The organism is Pullulanibacillus pueri (genome assembly GCF_014639255.1).
In the GTDB taxonomy this organism is placed as follows: domain Bacteria; phylum Bacillota; class Bacilli; order Bacillales; family Sporolactobacillaceae; genus Pullulanibacillus; species Pullulanibacillus pueri.
In genome coordinates this window covers 86,534-112,597 of the sequence record NZ_BMFV01000004.1, presented here as the reverse complement: position 1 = coordinate 112,597, position 26,064 = coordinate 86,534, and the positions used below count along the sequence as shown (strand labels likewise).

Genomic DNA, 26,064 nt, shown 5'->3' with positions numbered 1-26,064 from the left:
CTATGGTTAACTTTTATTTTAGTAAAAACTAAGAGGTTTAAGACTGGTAACAGGCAAATAGGGTTATATAAAAGATAATAAAAAATTCAGATAGAAAGAGTTGATAAATTTGTAGGGAGTGTTATATTAGTTATAATTAGAAATATTCAATATATCCAATGAGATTAATGGGGTGAATCGATTAGTGCCATACGAAAAAATTTCCTTGAGAACACTAAACAAGATGAAGGAACAAATCGCGGAAAGAATATATAAAAAAATCTCTCCACTCCAGGTCCAGGCCTGGGTGACGAAAGAGCCTGTGCCCTATGACGATAGAGAAAGTGGCTCGCCTCTTCGTTTACAACCGGGAGACAAATGGGGAGAACTCTGGGATTGTGCGTGGTTTCATTTTGAAGGAAGGATTCCAGAAGGGTCTCGTAGTCAAAACCTGGTTTTGTTAATTGATGTTAATGGCGAATTATGTATTTTTGATAAGAATGGCATACCCGTACAAGGTCTGACAAATGTGAATTCTGAATTTGATTATTCTCTTGGGAAGCCTGGGAAAAGGGTGGTTGACCTTCAAAATATATTGACTGATGGCGAAACTATAGATTTTTGGGCGGACGCGGGATGTAATGATCTTTTTGGCCATTTTAGAAGTGGAACCTTGAAAGAGGCTGATATAGCTATTTGCAACGAAGAGATTAAGAGTCTATATTACGATGTTGAAGTATTGCTAGAGTTGGCAGAAGAACTAGAGACGCAATCAGTACGAAAAGCAAGAGTTCTTCAAGCGCTTTACGATGCTTCTTTATTACTAGTCGAATGGGATGATTCCGCTATTGCTGAAGCAAGAAAATTATTAAAAAAGGAATTAGATAAAAAGAATGGCGATTCAGAACTTACAATAAGTGCAGTGGGTCATGCCCATATTGATTTGGCCTGGCTCTGGCCAATACGAGAAACAATCCGAAAAGGGGCGCGTACGTTTTCAACAGCGCTGAGAAATATGGAAAAGTATCCTGATTATATATTCGGGGCCAGCCAACCCCAATTGTATCAGTGGATTAAGCAGGCTTATCCAGAACTTTACAAGCAAATAAAGGCAAGAATTGAAGAAGGGCGTTGGGAAGTTCAGGGAGCGATGTGGGTAGAACCTGATTCGAATATATCCGGTGGTGAAGCTCTTGTTCGTCAGGTGCTATATGGAAAACAATTTTTCAAAGAGGAATTTGATCAAGAAATGAAAGTGCTTTGGGTGCCTGACATCTTCGGTTACACAGCAAGTCTCCCTCAGATCCTCCAGAAATCTGGTGTAGAATATGTCATGACCCAAAAATTATCTTGGAGTACTTATAATGATCATCCTCACCACACCTTCTTATGGGAGGGGATTGATGGAAGTAAGGTACTTACACACTTGCCTCCTGAAGATACTTATAATAGTCCAGCCGCTCCAAGATCCATTGTTAAAATTGAAAAAGAATATAAGGATAAAAATATTTCGGATCGTGCCTTAATGCTTTTTGGTATTGGAGACGGTGGGGGTGGACCCGGTGAAGAGCATTTAGAGCGCTTAAGGCGAGAAAAAAACCTTCTAGGGCTTTCACCAGTTGTACAGGAACACGCTATTCACTTTTTTGAAAAGTTGAATCAGCAGCGTGATAAATATAAAACCTGGCGTGGTGAGCTCTACTTAGAAAAACACCAGGGGACGTTGACGACTCAAGCAAGAAACAAGAAATATAATCGCCAAATAGAAACAGCGTTGCGTGAATTCGAATTCTCTTCATCACTCCTTTCCGTTTATGAAGAGATCGACTACCCCAAAACAGATATTGACACGGTTTGGAAGGAAGTATTATTATATCAATTTCATGATATATTACCTGGCTCATCCATCACACGTGTCTATGAAGAGTCTATAGTACGCTATGAAAAATTATTGGAACAGGTAAGAACTCGGATTCATCAAAACTATGAAACTTTAGCGAAGACTATTGGGCGACCCGGATTGTATCTCTTTAATTCACTACCTTGGGAAAGACGAGAATGGATCAAGCGTGAAGGGCAATGGCGAAATATTTTGATACCCGCGATGGGGTACACCATTGTTGATGAAAAGACTAATGTTGATCGCCAAGAGGACCAAGAATTAGTGGCTAAAGAACAGCTTTTGGAAAATGGCTTATTAAGTGTTACTTTTAGTAATGATGGGACTCTTAAATCTATTTATGATAAGGAAAATAAACGCGAATGTCTGATAGGATCTGCTAATGTGTTAAAAATTTACCATGATACTGGTGACGCCTGGGATTTTCCAACGAATTATCATGAAACCAAAGCCATGCAGCCTTCACTTAAAAAGACACAAACTCTAAAAGAAGGACCCTATGTGATGGTGGTCAATCATTACAGCTATGGTTCGTCAACGATTAAACAAACAATAAGGTTAACATCAGGAAGTCGTCTCATTGAGTTTAAAACTTCGGTCGATTGGCGTGAAAATGAAAAAATGCTTAGGACTTCTTTTCCTGTTAATGTCCACAGCGAAACTGTGAATTGTGAAATACAGTACGGTTATATTAAGAGGCCAACACACCGCAATACACAATGGGATTTTGCTAAGGATGAAATCGTGGCCCATCATTGGATTGATATGTCAGAGCCTAATTATGGTGTTGCTTTATTAAATGATTCAAAATACGGACATAGAGTCCATAACAACATTCTTGATCTGAATTTATTAAGAAGTCCGAGCTACCCTGATCCAGTGGCAGACCAAGCAGGACATGAATTTACTTATTGTTTATACCCACATGCTGGGGATTTAGTCCAAGCTGAAGTTTATAAAAAAGGATACGAAATAAATATTCCAACGCAGTCTATAGAGCTAAAGGGAACAGATGATTCTTTGCCTGGACGTATTTCGCGCTCCTTTATAGAGTTAAATGCCCAAACTGTCATGATTGAAACCATTAAACAAGCTGAAGACGGTAAAGGATTAATCGTGAGACTTTATGAAACGGCAGGCACTCACGCCACCGTTGAATTAGCATTGGATATGGAGCTTGAGTCAGTTCTAGAAACGGATTTAATGGAACAAATAATCGGCAGCGTGGATCACTTTGGGGGAAGATTAGCTTTAAATTTTTCTCCCTTTGAAATTAAAACACTTAAGATCAAAACGCGAACTCACGGTTAATTGGTAAAGTCCCTTTTCTTTCATCCAAATGATATAAATGCTATAATTTTATAAAAAGAGGGGGTGGGTTTTTGAATAATGAAAGACAGCCATTATATGTCCAAGTACAAGAGCATTTAAAACAATTAATTGCCGAGAGAAAACTAAAACCTAACGAAAAAATACCGACTGAAAAAGAATTGATGGAACAATTTAATGTTAGCAGAATAACAGTGGCTAATGCCTTGGCGGAAATGGCAAAAGAAGGAAGGATTTATAGAATTCCTGGTCGGGGAAGTTTTGTAAGTGAGGCGCAGCCTAACAATGAGACGACTTCTGACCTTGAAAAGCACGAAGAGACCCGAACATCGACTAGATCGGCAAATTTAATAGGATTAGTCATTCCCACCCTTGAAGATTTTTTTGCCATTAAAATCATTCAAGGGATTAGGAAAGCGCTTGAAAAACAAAATTATCATCTTGCTATTGTGATAACAGATAATTCAAAGGAAAAAGAAGAAGAAGTGATTTTACAACTGATTGAAAAAGGGGCGAAAGGTCTGATTATCTTCCCTGTCGATGCAGAAACATACAACGAGGAAATTTTGGCATTGAAAATGAATAAGTTTCCCTTTGTATTAATCGATCGTTATTTACCTGGTGTTGAGACGCATGTTGTGAGTTCAGATAGTTATTTGGGTTCAGAGCTAGCTGTCAATCATCTATGGAACTTAGGCCATCGCAATATTGCGATATGTTCAGACTCACCGCTTCCAACGATGTCAGTCTCAGATAGGATCTCAGGTTATATGGAGGCCTTGCGTAAGAGAGAGGCATTAATTAATCCAAGCTTAATTCTTACAGAATTTAATATTGATTATTCAAAAATAGATGAGAAGGATCCTCTCTATCGTTATTTGAAAAATAATATTGCTACCGCAATTATTACACTAAACGCAAGATTGGGATTGTATATTAAGTCACTCGCTTTAAAAATGAATTTAAAAGTTCCTGATGATTTATCAATCGTAACCTTTGATGATCCCATCCCATTTTACGACGATATTGGTGGTTTTACTCATGTCAATCAGTTTGAAACAGAAATGGGGAGAAAGAGTGTAGAAATTTTATTAAAAGTAATAGAAAATCCGGAGTTTTACCAAAATCATTATGAAAAAGTGATGATAAAGCCAGAACTCGTCGTGAAAAACTCAACAGTAGCCCTATAATTTTTTATATACCTGTGCTTTCTTGGATGAAATGGCGCGGGTTTTTTTATGACGAAATTTAACCCACCATCTCTAGTCAAAGCGCGATCTCTCGTCTTTTTATTTTGATAGTTAAATTTTCCGAAAAGTCATTTACATCTATGACCATAAGTGATATATTAAACATATCACTTATGGTTTTCGCTTTGCCTGATTACCAGGAAGAGAATGTCTAAGGGGCTTAGAAGGAAAAACACTTTAACCTCCAGTCAGGTGATGATAGCAATTTCGTTAAAGAGAAGCATACATGTGACGTTGGAGTACCTTTCAAGCGAATGCTTATAGAAAAAAGGAGGGGGATGGCAACATGCATTTTAGAGATCGACGTGAGGAAAGAACAGGTTTTCAAGAATCTGGACCTTATAAAGCCTCTTATGATTTGCAAACTGATTTTGTCATGGTTTATGGCATCGATCAATCTATGCCTCAGCGTGTTAAGGATTGGAGAGACAAAGGTTATGTTGTTCATTTAATGACTGGTGTGTCTTGGGGAGAATATCAAAGCTATTTAAATGGCCAATTTGATGGGCAACTACATTGGGATGAAGGGCAACGTAATCAGGAGAATCAAGACATCAGTCATGGGAAAGATGTACCTTATATGGTGCCATCTATATCCTTTTCAAAATTTTTAACGGAAAGAATAAAAATTGCCGTCGATGAAGGCGTAGAGGCCATTCATCTTGAGGAACCAGAATTTTGGGTTGAAGGAGGCTATTCCGAAGCCTTTAAAAGAGAGTGGCAAATCTATTATAAAGAACCTTGGCTACCACCACATCAATCTGAAGAAGCACAATATCGAGCATCAAAATTGAAAGCTTATTTATATACGAGGACTTTAGATCGTTTATGTAGTGAATTAAAAGAATATGCCTTATCTAAATATCATCGGTTTTTGAGGTTCTATGTTCCAACACATAGTCTTATAAACTATACGCAATGGCAAATTATTAGTCCCGAATCGAAATTGATAGATCTACCAGCTATTGATGGATACATAGCGCAAATATGGACAGGAACATCAAGGACCCCTAATGTTTATGAAGGTGTGCGGAAAGAACGCACTTTTGAAACCGCATTCTTGGAGTATGGGATGATGCAGGAATTAGTCAGTGGTACCGATCGTCGAATGTGGTTTTTGCATGATCCTATTGAGGATAATCCAAGGCATACATGGACGGACTATCAAGAAAACTACTTCAAGACAGTGGTCGCTTCATTATTACATCCAGATATTTCTCATTTTGAGGTTTCCCCATGGCCGCGTCGAATCTTTGAAGGGAAGCGTCCAAGTGAAGATGCCGTAGAGTTAAAAGGCATACCTGCTCCTTATGCAACAACGCTTCTTACAGTGATGCATACCTTAGGGGATATGGATCAAGAGGATATACAAATTGCTGGGAAATCAGAGAAGATTGGCATTTTAGTCGCTGATTCCATGATGTATCAAAGAAAGCGTATTGATGCCTCCGATCGAGCTTCTTCACGCTATGATGGAACGGGAGAAATCTCAATTGCTAATTATCAAGATCAAGAATTACTAGATTTCTCACATTTCTATGGGATGGCATTACCGCTTTTAAAGAGGGGACTATGGGTGAGACCGGTTCAATTAGACAATGTACGACGGTTCTCAAATTATTTAGATCAGTATCGTTTATTAATGATAAGCTATGAATTTTTAAAACCTGAATATCCAGATATACACAATGTTCTAGCCCAGTGGGTTAAAGAAGGCGGTATTTTAATTTACGTTGGTGATGACAGTGATCCCTATCATCAAGTGAAGGCTTGGTGGAACACTGGTCATAGAAAACACAGGTCTCCGAGAGGACACCTTTTTGAAAGTTTAGGTTTATCTTCTGACACAGAGCAGGGTGTCTATAAGATCGACCAAGGGGTGTTAGGATTTCTAAATCTATCACCTGATAAATGTGCGAAAAGTAAAGCCAATAGTGATGTGCTGAGAGAGTTTATGAATGATTGTATTGAAAAATATAACAAAGATATCATTTTAGAAGAGAAGAACCATTTCTTGATACAAAGGGGACCTTATACCATCGCGGCAGTATTAGACGAATCGATCAATGCCGAACCTTTGGAACTTAAGGGGATGTATGTTGACCTTTTTGATCCTGAGTTAAAAGTGAATGAGCAGGTCACTTTGCATCCTAACGAAAACACACTGCTGTACGATCTGAACTATCGTCCATCTGATACGGACATTAAATTAATTGCCGCTTCATCAAGGGTTGAAAAAATCGAACAAACGAAAGACGGTCTTCAAATGATTGCGAAGGGTCCAGAAAAGCTCAATGCGGTCGCAAGATTGAGCATTCCGAAAGAACCAAATGAAGTTAAATGTGTTATTGAGGATACTGAGCAAACAATTAATTGGGAATGGGATCAAAGATCTAAAACAATTTTTCTCCAATATATTCATAACTCGGGAAAAGAAACAACAATTAGCTTGAACTGGAAAGGATAGCAATGTCGAGTAAGAGTATTAAAAACCAATTTATTTTTTAAATATTTTGTTTATTGTTACGATTTATAATGTTAGCGAGGAGGGGGAAAATGCCGCAACAAACTGAAATAAACATTAAGTCTTACCCAAATAAGGTGCCGAAAATAAAGAAAAAGAGTCTTTGGAAGAGGATATGGGAACATCGGGTTTTCTATTTTTTTCTGCTACCGGGAATTATTTGGTTTGTTATCTTTTCGTATATTCCAATGTATGGCATAACAATAGCATTCAAAGATTTTAATTTTGTCCAAGGGATCCTAGGAAGTCCTTGGGCGGGCTTAAAATATTTTCATCAGTTTTTTAATTATTATCAATCGAAAGAGATTATTCGGAACACCATAGTCATTAGTTTAATGAAACTCTTAATTGGTTTTCCAATGCCAATTATATTAGCGCTTCTATTAAATGAGATCAGGATTTCAAAATTTAAAAAAACCGTCCAAACCATATCGTATCTTCCTCATTTTATTTCGTGGGTTGTTGTCGTCACACTTTTGCAAAGACTATTAACCCCTTATGGCGGACCGGTCAACGAATTAATTGCTGCCATGGGATTAGACAGAATCCAGTTTTTGGGGAATATTAATTATTTTTATCAGCTTATTATTAGCTCTGATATCTGGAAGGGTGTCGGCTGGGGGGCTATTATTTACCTGGCGGCTATCTCCGGGGTAGATACCCAATTATATGAAGCTGCTAAAATGGATGGCGCCAATAGATTCAGACAAATGTGGCATGTTACGTTACCTTCAATAAGAGGAGTTATGGTCATTTTATTCATTTTGGCTTGTGGGGGGATCATGTCCGCTGGCTATGAGCAATTACTTCTTATGAATACGCCAGCAACGACCTCAATCGGGAATGTATTAGATGTTTATGTGATCAAGGCGGGTTTAGAGCAAGGGCGCTTTAGCTATGCAACAGCGGTAGGTTTATTTCAAGGTATTATAGGTTTGATCCTTATCATCGCAGCAAATCAGATTAGTAAAAAAGTCAATGAAACATCCTTATGGTAAAGGAGTGAAGCCCTATGGTTATGAAAAAATGGTCCATATTTTCCATTATCAACTACACATTATTAGCCCTTTTTGCTTTCTGTACTTTGTACCCCTTTATCTATATATTGGCCTATTCACTCAGTGACGGTATGGAAGCAATGAAGCATCCCATTTACTTTTTTCCAAAAGGATTTACATTTCAAAATTATATTGAAATATTCCAAGATACTAAATTTTTGCAAGCCTATAAAATTACTATTCTTCGTACAGTAATTGGAACAGCCTTACATGTGTTCTTATGTGCATTATTTGCTTATGCATTAACAAAGAAAACACTGCCCGGGCGCTCATTCTTTACCTTTTTTATTTTCATACCCACATTATTTGGCGGAGGCATGATACCTACCTTTGTTTTATATAGAGAATTAGGATTAATTGATTCTTTTTGGGTGTATGTTATTCCATTTTTATATAACTTTTTCAATATTATTGTTCTTCGTACCTTTTTCCAACAACTTCCTACTTCATTAGAAGAATCGGCGAAAATAGATGGTTGTGGAGACTTTAAAATTTTTATAAAAATTATTCTCCCATTGTCTGCACCAGTCCTTGCAACTATTGGACTTTTTATTGGTGTATTTCACTGGAATGATTGGTTCACAGGAACTTACTTTGTCACAAGCAAAAATCTTTTACCTGTGCAGACATTACTAAACGATCTTTTGAGCCAATCTCTCGCTCAAGCGAATGCAGCAAAGAGTGCCTCAGAAACAGGAACATCATTAGGTCTGCAAACAATAGCACAAACCACACCAGAATCATTACGCATGGCAACTTTAATGGTCGCGACATTACCTATTTTATGTGTCTACCCATTTTTACAAAAATACTTTGTTAAAGGTGTCATGATTGGTTCAGTAAAGGGATAAGTCTTCTCATAACATAGGGAAGTTTATCATAAAAAAATCTACCATATTAGGGGGAGAAGGATGAAAAAGAGTTTTAAGCTTTTATTGATGATGATGCTGATTGTCTCGCTTACAGCTTTAACTGCTTGTCAGCAAAAAAGTGAAAAAACAAGTACTTCTGGAAAGGATGGACCTATTACAATAAAGGTTTTGCATAACTGGGCAGGCTCGAAAAATAATGAACCTGATGATCTGGATAACAATCCTGTTGCTAAAAAGATTTTAGAAAAAACAGGAGTAAAAATGACGTTTGATTATCCCTCAGGGACTGAAGTCGAAAAAATTACTCAAGTTTTAGCCACTGGTCAATTTCCTGACTTATACACTGGTCCGGCTTGGGGGAAAGAAAGTGAAACCTTATTAGACGCAGCTAATCAGGGCCTTCTTTATGATTTAACACCTTATTTAAAGAAATATCCGAATCTTGCGAACTTAGTAAAAAAAGAGAATATGTCGCCCTCCTTATACGATAGTATTTTTAGTAAACAAAAAGGCGGCCAATTTATGCTTCATGCTGGTTATCCAGCAACTTCTGATGATGTTGTTAACTGGTTATATGGTTTATACGTCAATAAAGATATTGCTAAAAAAGTTGGTATTGATCCTCAATCTGTTCATACACCAGACGATCTTTATAAGTTTCTTAAGGCGGTAAAGGATCAGAATCTCAAGGTGAATGGAAAACCAGTCTTCCCTCTTGGAGCGGGTGCGAATGGATGGCCATTAGATATTATGTCTGAGATGTTTGTCCCTGTTGCAGGTGCCTCGAGTTGGAAAATTGATGATAACGGAAATGCTAAATTAAACTTTTTAACACCTGAATATGAAGATTATATTTTATACATGCAAAAGTTACGCAATGATGGATTGCTTGACCCAGAGGCTTATACACAGACGGGAGCCATTGCGGATGAAAAGTTCGCTCAAGGGCGATACGCAGTAATACCGAACCAGTTTCCAGGATTATGGTCTTCAGCAGTAAAAGCAGGACTCCAAGATAAATACGTTCCTTTAGGGCCATTAAACGATTTTAATGGTGATCCTTATCGAACAGAAGTAAACGTAACAGGTTCTCAACTTATTGCTGTCCCTAAAACAGTTTCAAAAGAAAAGTTAGATGCCATTATGAAGATGTTAAATTATTTAGCTTCTGATGAAGGCTTTCTTTTAACAAACTATGGCATCGAAGGTGTTCATTATGAAAAGGTTGATGGCAAAATTAAAGCTAAGAAAGAGTGGGTTGATAAATTAAAAGATGATCCTAAAGCATTGATCAATGAGGGAATCGGAGGAAATTACGCAACAATGGCTGGAATGGGTCGAACCGTTTCCTTAGCTGGAGGTGCTTTCGGATATCAATATGATCCGAGATACAAAGCAGAAGACAAATTCAAAAAAATAATGTCACCAGATGGAATTAAACCTGTTGAGGGTAAAGATCCTTATAGTGTGTTTAAAGAAACTGATCAATATGAACAAATTCAACCAGTATTTGATACATTAGGGGATGTTGTCCTACAAGCTATTCATTCCAAAACAAAAGATGAGGCTATAAAAGTCATTGAAGAATCTCGAAAAGCTTTAAAAAATGCAGGGATTGACACCGTTGATAAAGAACTAACAAAGCAAGCAAAATCCGGAACAGAATTTATTAAGTACCGTACGTCGAACTAAGATTTTTAATGTTCAACCCATTTCCCCTTGTGATAAACAATCGATTATTACAAGGGGATCAATGTGTAAAGGCTCTTTTAAATGAAACCTAAACTCATCTTATATGATCTCAATCTGAAATTCATTAACCAAAAGGAGGTGGTTCCTATGTAAAATGAATAAGAAAGTAAGCCTCTTGAAAGTATTGATGATAACAACAAATTAGTAGGGATGAGGTGCAAACTTTTGATTCGAAAATTTATTGTGCTATCACTTGTATTTTTAGGAACACTTTCTATATCATTTAGTGCCATTGGGTTCTCAACAAGTAAACAAGCGAGCGCTCAATCAGATCATGCAATAACTTGGCCGAAAAAGCAAATCCTTCCGAGTTTCAAGAAGGCTAAACATTTGGATGTCGCTGATGTTTCTAAGGCCCCTGGTGATATTAAAATACTTTTGGCCACTTTACAAGGGATTGTAAATCGCCAAGAGCCAAGTATCTACCTCATTGAAAATACTGAAGAAGGAAAAATGACGTGGTTAAACGACTTAAATGTCCCCTATACTGTTCACGAAGATTACTGGGATATAGTGAAGAAATATAAAAAAGCCATTCAAGGCATCATCGTTTATGATCCACAAGTACAAGATTCCATTAACGTGGCAACCACATTAGCTGGCTTGAAAAACGGTGTAGTCGTAAGCCCCACCTTAGCAAAGACATTACAAGCTGCGCCTTATCACCTAAAAGTAATAACCGATCTTCAAGGTAAATTCAAGGATAGACTGGACGCTTATACATGGCAATACAACCATTTATGGAAGCAAACGACACATCGTATGCTCGTAGGTTTAGGTCCAAATAAATCTATTGATATTCCGCCTGGGCTTCCCGAATCATTTAAAGTCATTGCGGAGGATACAACCCAGGAGCGTGATGCCAATAACAGAAAAGTCTATGATTTCGACCTGAGCACTTTTCTAGGCAAAGAGTCCGTTTATCTTCGTTTTGAAGACGCTTTCCCTCAAGATGGATGGGGTTCTGCTGTTCACGAAGTGACAATCAAAGCGGACGGTAAAGTCATTGCTCACTTTATTCCAGGCACTTCAGATGAAGCTCCATTTTTATATGACCAACAAGATTCACAGTTATCGGACGGTAGTGGCGGCCATCGTTTTGCTGATAACAATCGGTACTTTGTTTATAAATTCACACCACCAGCGGGTACAAAGACGCTAACGGCTTCTATTGATATGTGGAACCAATATAAAGTGTCTGCTGGGAATATCGAGCCTCCGTCAGCAGAACAGAAAGAGCCTTATGGATATCTTCGTGATTATGCAGTAGCGAATAAAGCGATGGTTTTTTGGCTAGATGCTAATATTCCCGAAGAAAAGGCCCTTTTCGAAAAAATAATGTCTGATGTGAAACCAGGCACACCTTATTTGGGTTGGTTCAGCAATGATGCGCAAGGAGAGTTTAATTCTACAGAGATTGCTTCTAGCCACGGAATTCCCGTGATTGCGGCAGATTGGTTTAACAATATGACAGTTTTTTCTGGCACAAAGGTCACCCCACACAAGGCTAATTCAGTTCCAACCCCTAAACTTGAGAACAAAATTTATGTGACTTATACATTTAGTGAGGGGGATAACTTCCAATATAATCAACATCGCATGCGGATTCTCTGGGATGACCCCGCGCGCGGTGAGGTGCCTATTAACTGGAGCTCTAGTCCTTTGCTTTACGATGGGGCCCCAGCGATTTTAAATTATTATCAGCAAACCGCAACTCAAAATGACTTACTTATTGCTGGTCCTTCAGGTGCAGGTTATTTCTACCCTAATGCTTGGCCAGAGAATTCTTTTAAAGATTACTTGAAACAATCATATTTGTATCTGAAGAAATCTGGGATGACCATCCCTTATGTACTCAATCGCACGGATGGCCAAAATGTCCCGTTAACAGATGAAAAGGCTTTAGATTATGAAAGATTTTATAAAGTGCCAGGTCTGTTTTTGAGTTATGAAGATCAGTCTCGTCTTAGCATTCAAAACGGGACGCTCCCGGTATCGACCATTCACGGCATTAGTACTGTCCAAGACGGTAAAAATCTTTTAGCAGAGGCTAAGGCTCATTGGGATGGGAAATCCCCGTTGTTTATTTCTATAGGACTTCTTGCTTGGAACTTGACCCCTTCAGATGCTGTGGCCATCACTGAATCTCTTGATGATCATTTCAAAGTTGTGCGTGCAGATCAATACTTTTCACTTATTCGCAAGGCGAATGGACTGCCTGTAAAGAAATAACCTTTTGGGACCATTTAACGAAAAGGGAAGGCTAATGTTTCTTCCCTTTTCTCTAAAGATTAAAAGAAATGAAAGGCTAACCGAGTAAACTTTGAAATGAATTTATTAAATTTAAAGGAAGTGTTGATGTATGTGTTCATTGAGACCCCCTTCGGTCCCCCTTGTCACAGTTGATCCTTATTTTAGTGTGTGGTCAGCTCATGACCACCTATACGATGACCATACAGTACATTGGACAAACAAACGCAACAGTATGGTTGGTATCCTTAGAATAGACGGAAAGTCAAGACGCTTTATGGGAAAGGTAGAAATGAATGAGGAGAGTCACTATGAAGAGCCTTTGACTTTGGAACAAACAAGTGTAGCGGTTGAACCTCTGACAACAACATATATCTTTGAAGGAGAGGGGATCGAACTAGAAGTGGTGTTTTGTACACCGCTACTCCTTAATGACTTGGACCTGTTGTCCCGGCCGACTTCATACATCACTTTCAATGTTCGTTCTATCGATCGCGAGCCCCATGACATCAAACTCTATTTTGATGTTTCAGGTGAAGGGTGTGTGAATACACCTGATCAGATTATTAAATGGGAACATAAATCAAGTGTCGATCACCCGTTGGAAATCATGCGTATGGGGACACAGGAACAGCCTATTTTAAAGAGAGTTGGGGATGATACAAGAATTGACTGGGGGTACTGTTATCTCGTGGTGCCTAAAAGAAAGGCATTACAAACAGTCATCCAATCTTTTCAGGGTCGCAAACAATTTGTTGAAACTGGGGAGATTGCTATAACCGATGATGATCATCAACCTCGTTCTGTTCAAGAAGATCCTCCTGTTATGGCGGTAGTTTTAGATATGGAAGTAACAGAAGAAAGTCCTCAACAATCAGACTTCTTAATACTTGCTTATGATGATATTCATTCCATTGAGTACTTTGGTCACCCTTTAGATGCGTATTGGCGCAGGAACGGCATGTCTTTTGATGAACTGATCGTCGCTGCTGCCACGGATTATAATAAAGTTCAACAAAAATGCACTGAGTTTAATCAACAGCTGACGCAAGAAGGTAAACACGTAGGTGGCGAAAAATATAAGGATTTAATCTCTTTGGCTTACAGGCAAGCCATCGCTGCACATAAGTTGGTGATTAGCGAACAGCAAGAAGTGTTATTTTTCTCAAAAGAAAACTTTAGTAATGGCTGTATCGCTACAGTAGATGTCAGTTATCCCTCAATCCCACTCTTCTTACTTTACAATCCTGAACTAGTTAAAGGGATGATGCGCCCAATCTTTCGCTATGCCGCTTCTGAGGAATGGACATTTGATTTTGCACCTCATGATGTTGGCTGTTATCCGCAAGCAAACGGACAAGTATATGGAGAAAACAAATTGGAGAATCAAATGCCGATAGAAGAATGTGGAAATATGCTTATCATGGCAGCGGCCGTTTCACGATTTGCAGAAGATACTCAATTTGCAACAGAACACTGGGCGCTCTTAACCCAATGGGCCCACTATTTAAAAGAAAAGGGATTAGACCCAGCCAATCAATTATGCACAGATGATTTTGCCGGTCACTTGGCACATAATGCGAATCTTTCAATAAAAGCTATCCTTGGAATTGGTGCTTATGGGCAACTCTGTCAATGGACCGGCAATGATGAAGGGGAGCAATATCTGAAGACAGCGAAAAAGATGGCAGAACAGTGGGTGGATATGGCGACTGCGGGGGATCACTATAAGCTTACTTTCGACGGGACGACGGATACTTGGAGTCAAAAGTATAATCTCGTTTGGGACCGACTTCTGGATCTCCACTTATTTCCTGAAGCGCTATTCGAAAAAGAAACGGCGTATTATCTTTCAAAACAAAATAAGTATGGGACACCACTAGATAACAGGGACACTTATACAAAAGCGGATTGGTTGGTTTGGAGTGCTTCATTAGCTCCATCAGATCAGCTTTTTGAGCAATTAATTTCCCCATTATGGGATTTTCTTAATGAGACACATAGTCGAGTCCCTTTTTCCGATTGGTACGATACCCTCACTGGAAAACAAATGAATTTTCAAAATAGATCCGTTGTCGGAGGTATCTTTATTAAACTACTCTATTAATGTTTATTTTTTTCAATTTTGTTTTAAAAGTCAGGAGATGTGTTAGCATCCCTTGGCTTTTGTTTTTTTACTCCTATGAATGTTTTATAGAATGAAATAGAAGACTTAATTATCTTAAACAAGTATTAAAAAATAATAGAAAAGGATGTGGTACACTATAAACACACTGATATGAAAGGGGTTATCTTGTGTTTTTAATCCATAAAATGAACGAATCTTATACCACTGAGATATTAAAATGGCGATACGAAAAGCCCTTTGATTTTTATAATATGGAAGCTACAGATGAGGTTAATCAAGAATTTCTCAGTGGCTCTTATTATGCCATAGTAACAGAGAACCAAGAGTTGGTAGGCTTTTTCTGTATCGGCGAAGCAGCCCAAGTCCCAATCGGTCATCAATTTGGGGCATACGATGAAAAATGTATAGATATTGGACTCGGGATGAGGCCAGATTTAACAGGGAGAGGAAATGGAGCTGAATTTTTCACTTTTATTTTGAATGAGGTTCAAGCTCACATTAACACAACCCATGTCCCGTTACGCCTGACAGTGGCTACTTTTAATGAGAGAGCGATTCATCTTTACAAAACGTTTGGTTTTGTTAATAAGAATGAGTTTGACAGTGGGAGAGCCCTGTTTCAGACCATGATTAAACGATAAAGAAGAAGAGGGGGCTTGAAAGGAAACAAAAGAGGTAAAACATAAATGTTTATTGCTTTCAGTCTATATACCTTAAACCTAATCATTTGAGCGACTTCCCCATTCCTTCAATTGTTTACTCTTTATTTGCTCTTTTTTAATTGGTTTTTATGAAAAAATTCAGTCGAGGTGATGAACGTGAGGAAGGAAACAATAAAGTTTTTGGAGGGAGAAAGGGTTTTTCTTAGACCGATAGAACAAGAGGATTTGCATGAGTTTTATATCAAAAGCTTATGGGATAAGGAAGGCCGCAAACTCACAGGTACACAAACGGTTTTTAGTCGGATGGGCGTCCAAAAATGGTTTGAGGCGATCTCTATAGATAATAGTAGAATTGACCTCCTTATTTGCCTACAAGAAAACGATCGGGTTATTGGTGATGTGGCCATGCTGAATATCGACCATCAGAACCAAAGAGCTATCGTACGGATTTCAATTTTTGAGCAAGCATACTTAGGAAGAGGCTATGGAACAGAGGCTATGGGGCTCCTGTTGGTCTTTGGATTTGATGTGTTAAATCTTCATAGAGTCGGACTAGACGTTTATTCTTTTAACAGTAGAGCGATTAAATCTTATGAAAAGCTTGGCTTTAAAAAAGAAGGCATCATTCGCGATGAACTTTATTATGACGGGGAATTTCATGATTGCATTATTATGGGGTTACTAAGAGACGAATGGTTGAGAAAAGAGGAAGACTCGATTGCTTTATAAAAAAGATAAATTAGTGATTCGTAAGCTGAAAGAAGCTGATAAGAATCTACTCGTCAAATGGTTATCAGATCCATGCGTTCTTCAGTATTATGAAGGTCGAGACCGGCCTCATGACTTAGAAATGGTCACAGCCCATTTTTATCATCGCCCTTCCAATGTTACGGGATGTATCATTGAGTTTGAAGGCCACTCCATCGGTTACATCCAATTTTATCCTATTGATGAAGAAGAAAGAGAAGAATATGGTTATCAAGATGTCGATGAGAAAATTTATGGCACAGACCAATTTATTGGAGAAGTTGGTTATTGGAATAGCGGGATTGGGCAACAGCTTGTTCGCTCTATGATTGAGTATTTAGTAGAAAAAGAGAAGGTGGATCGTGTTGTTATGGATCCGCAAGCCTGGAACAAACGTGCCATTGCCTGTTACGAGAAATGCAAGCTAAGAAAAGTGAAAGAATTGCCAAAGCATGAGCTTCATGAAGGGGTATGGAGGGACTGCTGGCTTATGGAATATAAAAAATAGATCGTGCATGTTACGCTTAAAATTGATAGAAATTTTCCTCTTGATATATTTAGCTAAGAAACTAAATAAGAGGACAAGGTGCCACCGTGATAACAGAAGAAAAATAGCTTGGATGCATAGGGTGACTCAGGGGATGGGTGACTCTTTTTTATTGTTTAATAAAAGAAAACAAAAATTATAATGATTCTGTGTCTCATAGTATGTAATAATAAGAGTATTACAAACGAAGAAAAAGCGAAGGGACTAACAGTATGGAAATGACTAAAATATGCATGGTGAGACACGGTGAAACGAATTGGAATGCAGAAAGAAGATTGCAAGGTAGAACGGATATTCCACTCAATGCAGCAGGAATAAAACAAGCACAAGCATGTGGCAGATTTCTAAGTCAATCGGAATGGGATGTCGTGGTCACAAGTCCCTTAGGACGTGCCAAACAAACAGCAGAAATTATTAATATCCAGCTGGGTCTTACTATTCTTGAGATGGAAGCTTTTATTGAAAGAGGCTTTGGAGATGCTGAAGGCATGACCTATGAAGAAAAGCTCACTACTTTTTCAGAGCAGCCGATTCCCAATCAAGAGTCCAAAGAGGCAGTTATCGCGAGAACGATGGAAGGACTACAAACCTTACATCAAAAGTTTCCAGGGGAAAATATTTTACTAGTGGCTCATGGAGGCGTTATTAATGCGATTTTATCGACGATCTCTAATGGAGAAACAGGTAAACTAAGATTAAATAATGCTTGTCTTAGCACTATTCTTTATAAAAATGGACAATGGGAGATTGAAAGTTATAACCAAGTGTCACACCTCTCGCAAACGGTGGATAATCTTACAAAATAAGAGGGATGCTTCAAAAAAATAGTTAAGTAATAACTTGAGGTCTGTGTTCCTTTAAATTATGCTCTTTAATAGGTATACTTTTTAGAGTATAGAGCATGTTTATAGGGGCGCAAGAATGATGAAGAATGATTATGTAAAACTAAATGAAATTATAGAATTATCAAATGGTGGACATATATTATATATCTACGAGGATTTAGAGTGTTACGTGAATAACGCTGTATCTTATATACTAAGTGGTATTGAACAAAACCATCATCTCCTTGTGATTGATAGCAGTGAGAGGTTTCTTCTTATTAAGGAAAAACTTAATCAAACGCTTACTCAAGAAAAATTAAGCATGGTGCATTACATCAACAATAATGAATTCTATAGAATGTATGGGGACTTTCATACAAAAAAGATCATTCACCATTTTGAGGAATTGGTGCAACCTTTTTGGGATCAAAACCTTTCTTTACGGACGTGGGCGCATGTTGATTGGAAAAGTCAAAAGGAAATCGAATGTAAACTTAAAGAGTTTGAGAAAAGAGCGGATAACTGTGTCAATGAAGCTGAATTGGTTTCGGTCTGTGCTTATCGAGCTGCATCACTTACAGCTTCGCTTCAACTGAGTATGATGCGCCGTCATGAATATTTGATGACAGATAAAGAACTCGTCCGTTCGAGTTTGTATGGGCATTCGAAAAAGACAGTGATTTTCCCTTCTCTTTCTGTTCAGAAAAATTTGCAAACGGAAATGGATTTGTATAAACAAAAACTAGATTTTGTCCATGTTGTCTCTCATGAGGTCCGCAATCCTCTTACAGTCATTAAGGCGTATTGTTCAATGATTATGGATCAGAATGGAAACTTAAGTGAAGAACACCTTATTAAAATTAGAGACATAAAAGATTATGTAGATATCATTGATAATGAGATGAGTCATATTATTCAAACAGAACAAATGTTATCCAATGATCTACTCTGGAAAAAAGAACGTGTCCATCCTTTGCCTATAGTGCAAGAGGTCATTGAGTTCATGTCTATTAAGGCTCGAACCCAGCAACAAAGACTTCATCATACAATAGATCTTCAAGGGCAGGCACTGATAAAAGCCAACAAAGTTGGATTAAAACTCATATTATCAAATCTATTAAGCAATGCTATAAAATATAGTAAGGAAAAATCAATGATTACCTTTTCTCTATTAGTTGAGAAAAATAATATAGTCATTAAGGTGAAAGACCAGGGAATAGGGATGAGTAAGGAGCAAGTAGATAAACTATTTGTGAAATATGGAAAATTAAACAATGAAAAGAGTGGTTCAGGAATTGGTCTATATATGGTTAAAAAACTTGTAGATCATTTCTCAGGCTCGATTCAGTTTGACTGTCAATTAGGTCGTGGAACAGAAGTAACCGTAAAACTCCCCATATATCAGCAGTAGCCATAAATATAAATATTTAAGGGAGTTGAAGAATCATGTATGGCTTTATCGCACTATTTGATCAAGAAACGGAAAATAAGATTAAGCAAGTATGGAAGAAGCTTAAAGAAGAAGAGATTTCCTTTTATGCGGAAGAAGTGGAAGATAGGCGTCCTCATGTAACTTTAGCTAGTTATAATGAATTAAATGTTGACAGTTTCATCGGAGATGCCCAAGAGGTGTACAAAAATAAGGCTAAATTTAAGATCCTTTTTCATTCTTTAGGCACTTTTTTGAATTCCGGTTTATTGTTTTTAGCACCGACAATGACAGCGTCTCTGCTGGAATTCCATTGTAATCACCACAGGGGACTGACTAAGTACAATGATAATCCTGATTCATTATATCTTCCTAATAGTTGGGCCCCTCATTGCACCCTTGCCAACAGGCTGTCACCAGAAAAATTAAAAGACGCTTTCCTTTATTGCACACAAAACCTGAGGCCACTTCAAGGGGAAATCAATGAGGTTGCCCTTATTCAAACCATTTATGAAAATCAAAAGTGTGTCAAAGCACCTATTGTATTTTCAAAGAAATTACAGTGAAAAGAGATTAAGATGAAACTTGTACCGGTAAAAGATATTGAAAAACAAAAGCTTACTGATTTCTTTAGGAAGCATTGGGGAAGCCCAGAAATGGTCATTTCTACGGGGATCTATCAATGTGATACTTTGGATGGCTTTGCAGCTATGACAGATAATAATCACATTATTGGCTTGATCACTTATATTCTTAGAGAGAAGGAATGTGAAATAATTTCACTTGATAGTCTTGAAGAGAATAAAGGGATCGGGACACGGTTAATGGCCCAAGTCGAGAGGGAAGTGCGATTAAAAGGATGCCAAACGGTTAAGCTCGTCACCACAAATGATAATTTACATGCTGTTGGTTTCTATCAAAAACGCGGTTTTAAAATTGTCGGCATATTTGTGAATGCTGTTGAAAAGGCACGAAAAATAAAACCGCAAATTCCTCAAGTTGCTGATAATGGGATTCCTATATGTGATGAACTTTTATTAAAAAAACAGCTGTAGTGGGTGAAGAATCATGACAATACGTTTAGTCAAGTCATCAGATTATTATCGTCTTTCACCACTCATTAATGAATGGTGGGGTGAAAGGCAAATGTCTGACAAACTTCCAAAACTCTTTTTTGATCATTTTAACGCTACGAGTTTTGTAGCTGAAGACAATGGAGAGATCATTGGTTTCTTAATAGGCTTTTTATCACAAACCCATTCCCATGAAGCCTATATTCACTTTGTGGGTGTTCACCCTAATTACCGCAAACAAGGTCTAGGCAAACAATTGTATTCTACATTTTTCAATAAGGTAAAAGGGCAAGGAAGGACTACTGTGCGTTGTATAACCTCTCCGGTGAACACCTCCTCCATTGCCTATCATACGAAAATGGGCTTTGACATTGAAGAGGGTGATCGAAAGGTAGATGGCGTATGGGTAAAGACAGACTATGATGGCCTGGGGCAGGACAGGGTCCTGTTTCTGAAGAAGCTATAAATGAGTGTGTATCAGGACCTAGCCTCTATAGGTTGATATAAAGCAGTATTCTCTTTGTCCATTTAAAGTAAAATAATGATTATAAAGGTTCATTTTTGCGTATGATGGATACAGGAGAGGAAGGAGGAATAAAAAATGAAAACAAGAATATTCATGGATAATGGAAAAGTTTACGACGTAGACATGGATGCAAAGTCGTTAATTGAAAATCATTTAACCGATACCCAAGGGAATTTATTGGACGCCTTTATTCACTTTGACGAGTTTTCAATTAACCCAGTACATATCTCATCACTTGAAGAAAATGATGAAACGAAAAATAAATCAATTGGTTTTTAAGCATCTTAAGAGGGGGTGCTTTTTTTATTTTCTCTAGTATGAGGCACTTACGGTTGGTTCTGTGATCGTTAGTGTATTATTCGTTGTATTAAGATTAGCCACTGCTCCAATAGGAATGGCCGCTTTATAGTATCCGTGTGCAGCCGTCAGATTGGTCATGAGGGGCTTGCCTAGTGGAACGATAACGTCGTTAATAAGGTCTTCGTAACTTGTATAATAAGCGGGTGTACATTCGGTACATTCTCCTAAAAGGATACCGATACAATCATCGAATTTCCCTGCCATTTTTAATTGATTGAAGTAACGGTATACTTTATTGATGGGCTCATGAGTTTCTTCTAAAAACAAGATTTTACCAGAAGTATCAATTTCAAATGGAGTTCCCAGTGTCCCAACAAATGAAGTTAAGTTTCCTCCTACAATGGGTCCTGTGACATTCCCTGCCACCCGGCTAACCAAGGGCATTCCTGGTGGATTTTCAATTGGTCTCGGAGCTGCCATAGAGGTCGCCGCGAAAAATTGGTTAATATTGTAGCTTGGTAGTGTCGAAGCAAAATCGAGTAACAACAAACTGCTAAACGACACAAGATCAGAAAATTGATATAGGCAGTTAAGTAAAATCGTGACATCACTATAGCCACTTACAATTTTAGGGTGACTTCTTATATAATCGAAATCCAAATGGGGAAGGATACCGGCTACACCAACACCGCCCCTTGAGGAGATGATCATTTTAACGTTGTTATTATAAAACATACCCATAAGATCAGCTGCTCTTTCTTCGTCTGAACCTGCTAGAAAGCCGGTTTGCGCATAAGCATGCTGACCGATGACCACATGAAACCCCATACTTTGAAGCCTTCGGATGCCCTGATTAATGGAACTCCCTGCGAGAGGACTTCCTAAAGTCACAATTCCAATCGTATCGCCCTGTTGTAATATTGGTGGCTTGGTTGCCATTGGTCTCCCTCCTACAATAGCATCACTTATACCTTATGCCCATAAGCCTTCATAAGTGACTTTTCAATTTTATAAAAGTCCTTATTTGTTTCATAAATTTATAAGAGTGTGTATTTTTCATAGTTCAAGTAAAAACTAAGCGAATAAACCAGATAAGGAAGGTTATGCTATGCAATTCGGTTGCCATATCAGCACGCGGAACGGCTATCTAGGAGCAGCTCAAGTCGCTAAGAAAATAGGCGCTGAAGCCTTTCAATACTTTCCCAAAAACCCCAGAAGCTTGCGAACAAAAAGCTTTGATGCGAAGGATGCTGAGCGCTGCGCTGCTTTTTGTCAGGAAGAGGGGATTGTTTCAATCGGACACTCGGCGTACCCAACAAATCTTGCTGCTGAAGATAACAAGCTCCAATGGGTGATGGATTCGGTATTGAATGATTTAGAGATTACAGATGCTTGTGGTTCGATTGGAACGGTTGTCCACTTTGCATCTTTTCATGGTGATCCAATAGAAGGCTATAAAAAAATGATCGATACGTTGAATAGGATCTTATTAAAATGGACCGGAGAGAGTCTTATCCTTATAGAAAATAATGCTGGGAAGGGTGGGCAACTTGGTCTGACACTTGAAGAATTAGTGAAAATTCGAGAATTGATTGACCAACCCGAAAAACTGGGTTTTTGTCTAGACACTTGCCATGCCTTTGCAAGTGGCCTTTGGAATGGGGAAGATTGGTCAGAAGTTGAAAACAGGGGAGAGGGATTAGGCTATTTTAAACACTTAAAAGCCATCCATCTTAATAATTCTGTTTATGAAACAGGCTCAAGAAAAGATCGCCATGCGAATATAAAGAAAGGACAAATCCCTCTTGAAGCAATGAAAAGTTTTATATGTTCGCCTAGTGTTAAAAAGATACCCATGATCCTGGAAACTCCAAGTTCAAAGGAGTATAGCCATTATGATGAAATTCAAGAGTTGAAGAAGTGGGCAAGATAGCGTGAAGGCTCATCAGCTCAAAAAAATTAAAAAAGCTTTTCAATATTGATATAATCAAGTAGAGTAGTATGAAATAAGACCAAAATAGGAGTGAGCATAATGGAAAAATTAAAGTCAATGGAACACTTTGAGCAGCTAAAAAACGAGAAGCGAACTGTCTTCATGTTTTCGGCTGATTGGTGCCCCGATTGCCGTTTTATAGAGCCAATCTTACCAAAAATTGAGGCAGACTATCCAGAATATACCTTTATTTATGTTGATCGCGATGAGTTTATTGATCTATGTGGTGAGCTTGACATTTTTGGTATCCCAAGCTTTGTCGCTTTCCATAACGGTGTAGAAGCAGGACGCTTTGTCAATAAAAACCGTAAAACAGAAGAAGAGATCGAGGCCTTCTTAGACGGTCTTACAGAGCAAGTATAAAAGAATCACAATAGGGACCTCCTTGGAAGTGAACATTCACCAAGTGGGGCCCCAGACTTTTTCTCTAGTGTAAGTCCCGACACCATCCTAACTCCATTCTTTATCCATGCCAATTTTTGTCGTACCAATCGGTTAATGCCTGGTTTAAAAGGTCTTCCTTATTTGAAAGCGCATGGTTTCCTCCATCTACTAACTTGATCGTCACCCTCTGTTTGTTTTTCTTCATCTTTTTATAAAGGGTTTGCACCGTTTCCCAGGGCACATTTTTGTCAGCTGTTCCTTGTATAAGAAATACTGGCGCTGTAATTTTTTTATAGTCAATGGATTGTTCTTTATAAGCGGGTAAATTTATGTTGAACTGACCATAAACTCTAACGGCATAATCTAAGTAATTTTTCCATATAGGATTATCCTGATGTTCTTCGCAATAATTTCCAAAAATGTCCCAACCGACAAAGGGACTTATGGCCACGACGGAAAGGACATCTTGTCTTTCGGAGGCAATGTTAAGAACGACACCTCCACCCATGGACACGCCTTGTAAATAGAGATGTCCATCCTGAATATTAGGATATTTTTCATGGTTATTAAAATACGTTTTTATCGCCTTTATTGCGTTTTCTGTATCCATCGTATATCCATGTAGACCTTCGACAGTTCCCTCACTATTTCCGTACCCTTTATACAACGGAGCTACTGTGATTTGATAGGGAGAAGCATAAGCAATTAAAGTTTCATCAAAGTGGACATCATCTAACTGTTTTACATGTGTTCTTGGTAACGAAGCAGCATATCCACCATGGCAGACCACTTGTAAGGCATACATTCCTTGGCCATGGGGGGCAGCTACATAAGCTTCGACTTTTTTCCCCTCACTCCAATACATCATCCGATAGGTTGCTAGTCTAAAGTTTGTATTCGGAACTTTGACCTCTTTAAGTGAAATTACCGTACCGTCTTTTTTGGGAACCTGGGAATCATTCTGATGGCTTATTGTTTGTGTGGATTCAGGGTCCGAGGGTTTCTTTTTGTTCTGAATCGAGGACGGTTGTCTTGAGCATGCTGCACAGATTAATAAAAGGGCAAAAATAGCAAGGCAACTCTTAAAAAATTGTTTCAAATAATCCCCCCTGTAACGTTATCTTCTGATCACTAGCTGGAATTTCCAAATTCATATTTCCTTAATTTTACCATAACCAAAGAAGGATGTTGTCTAAAAAGAAGAAAAAAACAGAATTTTAATCTCATTAAGTTGACGTAATCAAGCTCAGTATCAGTAATAGGGTCGATTCATCCATCATAACGAATCCCATTGGTTATACCATTCTGAGATGACTTGATCCAATACACTTGTTTTATTGGAAAGAGAATGATTTCCTCCGATGATTAATTTAAAAGTTACTTTTTGTTGATGCTGTTTCATCTTTTTATAAAAGGTTTGGACAGTCTCCCAAGGGATATGGTAGTCATCGGTCCCTTGCACGAGTAACACTGGAGCTGTAATCTTACGGTAATCAATAGATTGTGCCTTATACCTAGAACTATTAGGATCGAAATCTCCATATGCGCTAATCGCATTTTTGAGATATCCGGACCAAATAGGATTTTCTCGATGCTTTTCATCATAAGCCCCAACGATGTCCCAACCGACAAAAGGACTGATGGCAACTACAGAGGTTATGTCCTTACGTAAGGTAGCAATGTTAAGAGCGACACCACCGCCCATAGAAGTACCACTAAGATAAATGTGATCTTCTTGGATGTCAGGATAGGGTTTATGAGAATTAAAGTAAGTCGTAATTGCCTTTATAGCATTATTAGTATCGATAGTATCTCCATCTAACCCCTTGACTGTTCCGTGACTTTTACCATAACCACGATACATTGGAGCGATGGAAATACCATAGAGGGGGCTATCAGCTAATAGAGTCACATCTTGAGCCGCATTATCTGCCCCGTTATCCCATGCAGACACGTGGGTTCTGTTTTCTGATGTCGACCAACCTCCATGACAATTCACATACAAGGGGTAGGGCCCAGGACCAAACGGAGCTGCAATATAGGCCTCAACTTGAGCACCCTCGCTCTCCAGTACATCATGCGATAGGTCGCGCGTTTAGGATATGTTTTAGGCACACGTATAGTTTGTAACGAAATGACAGTACCATCTTTTTGAACTGTTTTTTGCTTCGTTTTATCCTCAAGATGAGGCTGAGAAAAGTGAGTGTTCCGGTGAGACTGTTCATACACGTGAGAAATGGATTGAAAATGAAATCTCAGTATGACTAATGAAAGAACGATAATCAAGAGTATAACGAACAGCGGAAATGCTTTCATATCTTCTCCTCCCACAAACACTGGACTCGTTAAGACATTATAATAGCTAAAAAATATATGAATAAATTGAAAAGAGACATTAAATGGAATAGACTAAAAATAAGACAAAAAAGAAAAATATGGATCGATTGTAAAGGGTTATAATTGGTTTTATACATTCTATGCTTATCAGTTGCGAAATAGAGAAAAGTGAAAGAGTGAGGTATGTCTATTCTTGAAGA

The 26,064-nt window shown here is 38.2% G+C and carries 22 protein-coding genes; 19 read left to right on the top strand and 3 right to left on the bottom strand.

Going from position 1 to position 26,064, the window contains the following annotated elements; translation table 11 throughout:
• The first annotated feature begins 184 nt into the window (after positions 1-184).
• The 17 genes from IEV91_RS04315 to IEV91_RS04235 all read left to right on the top strand — a co-directional run bounded on the left by IEV91_RS04315 (position 185) and on the right by IEV91_RS04235 (position 21,129).
• Positions 185-3,190, top strand: coding sequence for an alpha-mannosidase (locus IEV91_RS04315; protein WP_204871263.1), 3,006 nt, complete (start codon positions 185-187; stop codon positions 3,188-3,190).
• A 71-nt stretch (positions 3,191-3,261) separates the two neighbouring features.
• Positions 3,262-4,398: a GntR family transcriptional regulator gene (locus tag IEV91_RS04310; protein WP_188496175.1), complete on the top strand. Its 1,137-nt coding sequence runs from the start codon at positions 3,262-3,264 to the stop codon at positions 4,396-4,398.
• A gap of 346 nt (positions 4,399-4,744) precedes the next feature.
• Entirely contained in the window at positions 4,745-6,925 is a 2,181-nt protein-coding gene (locus IEV91_RS04305; RefSeq protein ID WP_188496174.1) for a hypothetical protein, read from the top strand.
• A gap of 89 nt (positions 6,926-7,014) precedes the next feature.
• A complete protein-coding gene (locus IEV91_RS04300) occupies positions 7,015-7,980 on the top strand; it encodes an ABC transporter permease (RefSeq protein ID WP_188496173.1) in 966 nt (321 codons plus the stop codon).
• A gap of 14 nt (positions 7,981-7,994) precedes the next feature.
• The gene (locus IEV91_RS04295; RefSeq protein WP_188496172.1) at positions 7,995-8,891 is read left to right on the top strand and encodes a carbohydrate ABC transporter permease; all 897 of its coding nucleotides are present in this window, start codon (positions 7,995-7,997) and stop codon (positions 8,889-8,891) included.
• 60 nt (positions 8,892-8,951) lie between these two features.
• Entirely contained in the window at positions 8,952-10,604 is a 1,653-nt protein-coding gene (locus tag IEV91_RS04290) for an extracellular solute-binding protein (RefSeq protein ID WP_188496171.1), read from the top strand.
• Positions 10,605-10,829: 225 nt separating this feature from the next.
• Positions 10,830-12,896 (top strand): GxGYxYP domain-containing protein, encoded by a 2,067-nt coding sequence (locus IEV91_RS04285; RefSeq protein WP_229745397.1) that lies wholly within the window; start codon positions 10,830-10,832, stop codon positions 12,894-12,896.
• Between the two features lie 130 nt (positions 12,897-13,026).
• Entirely contained in the window at positions 13,027-15,021 is a 1,995-nt protein-coding gene (locus tag IEV91_RS04280) for a glutaminase family protein (protein ID WP_188496169.1), read from the top strand.
• 188 nt (positions 15,022-15,209) lie between these two features.
• Positions 15,210-15,683, top strand: a complete 474-nt coding sequence (locus tag IEV91_RS04275; protein ID WP_308420007.1) for a GNAT family N-acetyltransferase — start codon at positions 15,210-15,212, stop codon at positions 15,681-15,683.
• A 177-nt stretch (positions 15,684-15,860) separates the two neighbouring features.
• Entirely contained in the window at positions 15,861-16,433 is a 573-nt protein-coding gene (locus IEV91_RS04270; protein WP_373284392.1) for a GNAT family N-acetyltransferase, read from the top strand.
• Entirely contained in the window at positions 16,423-16,959 is a 537-nt protein-coding gene (locus tag IEV91_RS04265) for a GNAT family N-acetyltransferase (RefSeq protein WP_188496167.1), read from the top strand. The genes IEV91_RS04270 and IEV91_RS04265 overlap by 11 nt, the downstream gene beginning before the upstream one ends.
• Before the next feature lie 257 nt (positions 16,960-17,216).
• Positions 17,217-17,804, top strand: coding sequence for a histidine phosphatase family protein (locus IEV91_RS04260; protein WP_188496235.1), 588 nt, complete (start codon positions 17,217-17,219; stop codon positions 17,802-17,804).
• Between the two features lie 115 nt (positions 17,805-17,919).
• Positions 17,920-19,233, top strand: a complete 1,314-nt coding sequence (locus IEV91_RS04255; RefSeq protein ID WP_188496166.1) for an ATP-binding protein — start codon at positions 17,920-17,922, stop codon at positions 19,231-19,233.
• Between the two features lie 35 nt (positions 19,234-19,268).
• The gene (locus tag IEV91_RS04250; RefSeq protein WP_188496165.1) at positions 19,269-19,817 is read left to right on the top strand and encodes a 2'-5' RNA ligase family protein; all 549 of its coding nucleotides are present in this window, start codon (positions 19,269-19,271) and stop codon (positions 19,815-19,817) included.
• 12 nt (positions 19,818-19,829) lie between these two features.
• Positions 19,830-20,306, top strand: a complete 477-nt coding sequence (locus IEV91_RS04245) for a GNAT family N-acetyltransferase (protein WP_188496164.1) — start codon at positions 19,830-19,832, stop codon at positions 20,304-20,306.
• Between the two features lie 13 nt (positions 20,307-20,319).
• Positions 20,320-20,790 (top strand): GNAT family N-acetyltransferase, encoded by a 471-nt coding sequence (locus IEV91_RS04240; protein WP_188496163.1) that lies wholly within the window; start codon positions 20,320-20,322, stop codon positions 20,788-20,790.
• Between the two features lie 135 nt (positions 20,791-20,925).
• On the top strand, positions 20,926-21,129 hold the full coding sequence (locus IEV91_RS04235) for a hypothetical protein (RefSeq protein ID WP_188496162.1): 204 nt from the start codon (positions 20,926-20,928) through the stop codon (positions 21,127-21,129).
• 33 nt (positions 21,130-21,162) lie between these two features.
• Here IEV91_RS04235 and IEV91_RS04230 read toward each other — a convergent pair whose 3' ends face one another.
• Complete coding sequence (locus IEV91_RS04230; RefSeq protein ID WP_188496161.1) at positions 21,163-22,089, bottom strand: S66 peptidase family protein; 927 nt, start codon at positions 22,087-22,089, stop codon at positions 21,163-21,165.
• 169 nt (positions 22,090-22,258) lie between these two features.
• On the opposite strand from IEV91_RS04230, the gene IEV91_RS04225 reads away from it, so the two are divergent.
• Together IEV91_RS04225 and IEV91_RS04220 are read left to right on the top strand one after the other, a co-directional pair.
• Positions 22,259-23,083: a deoxyribonuclease IV gene (locus IEV91_RS04225; protein ID WP_188496160.1), complete on the top strand. Its 825-nt coding sequence runs from the start codon at positions 22,259-22,261 to the stop codon at positions 23,081-23,083.
• A 99-nt stretch (positions 23,084-23,182) separates the two neighbouring features.
• The gene (locus tag IEV91_RS04220) at positions 23,183-23,506 is read left to right on the top strand and encodes a thioredoxin family protein (RefSeq protein WP_188496159.1); all 324 of its coding nucleotides are present in this window, start codon (positions 23,183-23,185) and stop codon (positions 23,504-23,506) included.
• Between the two features lie 100 nt (positions 23,507-23,606).
• Here IEV91_RS04220 and IEV91_RS04215 read toward each other — a convergent pair whose 3' ends face one another.
• Together IEV91_RS04215 and IEV91_RS04210 are read right to left on the bottom strand one after the other, a co-directional pair.
• Positions 23,607-24,626 (bottom strand): alpha/beta hydrolase family protein, encoded by a 1,020-nt coding sequence (locus tag IEV91_RS04215; protein WP_188496158.1) that lies wholly within the window; start codon positions 24,624-24,626, stop codon positions 23,607-23,609.
• A gap of 177 nt (positions 24,627-24,803) precedes the next feature.
• Complete coding sequence (locus tag IEV91_RS04210; protein WP_188496157.1) at positions 24,804-25,481, bottom strand: alpha/beta hydrolase family protein; 678 nt, start codon at positions 25,479-25,481, stop codon at positions 24,804-24,806.
• Between the last annotated feature and the right edge of the window lie 583 nt (positions 25,482-26,064).